At 72.0% G+C, this 2,444-nt stretch carries 3 protein-coding genes; 2 read left to right on the top strand and 1 reads right to left on the bottom strand.

Annotated elements, in window-relative coordinates; all coding sequences use genetic code 11:
- Positions 1 to 1,634: 1,634 nt before the first annotated feature.
- Positions 1,635 to 1,979: a hypothetical protein gene (locus MKK63_RS01010; RefSeq protein WP_243997865.1), complete on the top strand. Its 345-nt coding sequence runs from the start codon at positions 1,635 to 1,637 to the stop codon at positions 1,977 to 1,979.
- Positions 1,980 to 2,001: 22 nt separating this feature from the next.
- Here the strand turns inward: MKK63_RS01010 and MKK63_RS01005 are convergent, their stop codons facing one another.
- The gene (locus tag MKK63_RS01005) at positions 2,002 to 2,220 is read right to left on the bottom strand and encodes a hypothetical protein (protein ID WP_243997863.1); all 219 of its coding nucleotides are present in this window, start codon (positions 2,218 to 2,220) and stop codon (positions 2,002 to 2,004) included.
- Between the two features lie 41 nt (positions 2,221 to 2,261).
- Between MKK63_RS01005 and MKK63_RS01000 the strand changes: the two genes are divergently transcribed.
- Positions 2,262 to 2,444: hypothetical protein (locus tag MKK63_RS01000; RefSeq protein WP_243997861.1), on the top strand; the 183-nt coding region annotated here is incomplete at its 3' end.

The following is a 2,444-nucleotide window of genomic DNA, read 5'->3' as shown; positions in this document are numbered from 1 at the left end:
CGCCCTGGCCCTCCAGCCGCCCCACGCCTCGTTGTGGGCGGGTCCGCGGGCCGCTCACGGGCGGCCCAGACGCGTGTCGGCGCGGGCGTCATTTCCCCCCCCCGGCTGGCTAACCGCCGACCGGTCTCACGCCCGCATCCGCTGCACGCCCCGCACCGGTCCGCCGCCCGGGGCGATGGCGGCTGAGAGCCACCGACGCGCGCGCCGCCCCGTCCACGGACCCGCCCGGTCAGCCACCGGGCGGGCCCCGTAAAGGACGCCCCGGGATCGCTCCCGGGCCGCCGTGGACAGGTGGCGGCTAATGAGCACAAAATAGGAACATTGTCAAGTCGGGCGGGTGAGCGGGCGGAGTCCGCGTGGCATCGCGGACCGGCCGGAACCGGCGCCTGCGTCTGTCATGCGGGCGGCCCGCAGCGATCCGATCGGCGTCGCGCTCGTTGGCGTTGCCGACCCGGATCAGGGTGCTGCGCCGGATGACGAGGCGGCACCGCAACGGGAGCGGACGCCGGAACCCGAAGGGTTCGGACGGAAACCGGAGGATCCCGGCGCGGGGAGGGCGCTCGGACCGCCCTCACCCGGATCGCCCCGCCTCTGCCCGACGGCGCCCTGTTCGGATGACGCGGCGCCGCTCGGCATCATCGGCCATGGAAGCGTCCAGGGCGAACCGTTTTCGGACGTGCCAGGATGCACACCCAGCCCCCCTCACCCCGCCCGACGGATCGTTGTAGTTCCATAATATATCTTATGCGAACGACGGATAGGGTCTGCGGCAGGCTGGTGGATCCCGGCGGGCTGTGTCCGAGCCGGCGCTCGAACACGGCTGGCAGCCGTGCCCCACGACCGTCCGGGGACACGCGGCCGGACGGTCGCCGCAGGATCCCGCGGCAAGCCAAGACCCAATCCCGGGCACTCGGCCGGGCGAGCCTGGGCGAGGGCGGTTCAGGCGCCCTCCCCGCGCCGCTGTCTTGCGCATGCGAGGCGGTTGAGCACCGCCTGCAGCCGCGCTTCCACGCGCGCCTCAAGGTGGTGCGGGCGGGTTGGAGCGGGGCTCGATCGCGTTGCTCACGGAACACGACCGTGCGCCGCGTTGTGGCAATCCCACCCAATCCCCTCATCCTGAGGTCACCGCGAAGCGGGCCTCGAAGGAGGGCTCCAGGGATCGCAGCGCCGGCTGGAGCTCGCCTTCGAGGCCGCCGTTACGCTCCGGCCCCTCAGGATGAGGGAAGTGGATTGGACAATCAACGCGAGGCCTTCCCGGTCTGGTGTCGTGTACCGTGCGCGTTGCAATCGCGTTTGGCTCCAAGCCCTTGTTGTGACGCGCGCTCTTGCGCCGAACCGGTGCCCCCTTCGTCGGAGAGCGCCCGCGCCTTCCGCGACACAGCCCGAGGCAGGAGACCGACCGGGGCCGGAGATCGGCCCGCCGGCACCGCGCGGATCACGCCCCGTCGCGCGCTCCTGTCTCGGATGCCGATCGACATTGGCCAATGCAGTCCAGCATTCAACGAAGAATGATAAAGACTTGTTAATCCTAAATCTTTGCCCGTCTTTAACAGGCCCCACCCTAGATTCGCCCGCCGGTCGGTCTCGTCACGGGGATTCGGGCGGCGGGATCGTTCGCATCAGGAGCTTCGTCGATGCTCAGGTTCCTCACGGCTCCGGCCGCCTGTTTGATCCTCTGCGGCGCCGCCGCCGCGCAGGACTTGCCCGGACTCGCGTCGCTGGGCCCGCCCGATCTGGGGCAGCTGAGCGAGCGGGTCCCCGAGCGGAAGGTCGAGACCGGCCCTCTCGAGGGCGACCCGTCCGTCTCGCACGTGCTCGGGACCAGCGAGAGGCCCCCCGGCGACCTCGCCCCGCGCGGTGCCGAACCGGGCAAAAGCCAGGCCGTCGCCGATCTCAAGAGTGCACCCGGACCCGCCAAGCCCTGGTGTGCGCAGGAGCGCCGGATCGGAACCGGGGCCGGCTTCTGCATGGTGAACTGACCCGGCCTGCCCGGCTGCCGCCTCACGAGGCCGCGTAGACCGAGACTTCGTCGAAGGTTGCGTCGGGCCCCGGCGCGTAGGTGAGGGAGGCGGCCAGCAGCAGCAGCACGGTCGCCCCGATGAGCGCGGCGACGAGCAGGCGCGTGAGGCGTTCCGCGTGTGCCCGGGCGGCGTGGATCACGGCGCAGCCGAGCATGAAGACGCAGGCCTGCGCGGCCGGATTGGCGAGCGCCACCGTCATCGCCCCAATCCCGGTGCGCGCTCAAGGGTCCGATCCCCGTCGTGTCCGCCCATGACACCCCCTCCCCGGCCCGAAGAACCCGTGCGCCGCAAGGGCGCGGCAAGGGCGCCGCAAGGGCGCGGCAAGGGCGCCGCAAGGGCGCCGCAAGGGCGCGGCAAGGGCGCGGCAAGGGCGCGGCAAGGGCGCGGCAAGGGCGCCGCAAGGGCGCCGTGCCGCAACGCGAC

Origin of the sequence: Methylobacterium sp. J-088 (assembly GCF_022829295.1) — a bacterium.
In the GTDB taxonomy this organism is placed as follows: Bacteria; Pseudomonadota; Alphaproteobacteria; order Rhizobiales; family Beijerinckiaceae; genus Methylobacterium.
Note: the sequence above shows the minus strand (reverse complement) of the source record. Positions and strands in the feature narration are given on the sequence as shown.

Coding starts and splice junctions, on each gene's coding strand:
- MKK63_RS01010 (WP_243997865.1), top strand. CDS start 1,635: ATGCTCAGGTTCCTCACGGCTCCGGCCGCCTGTTTGATCCTCTGCGGC.
- MKK63_RS01005 (WP_243997863.1), bottom strand. CDS start 2,220: ATGACGGTGGCGCTCGCCAATCCGGCCGCGCAGGCCTGCGTCTTCATG.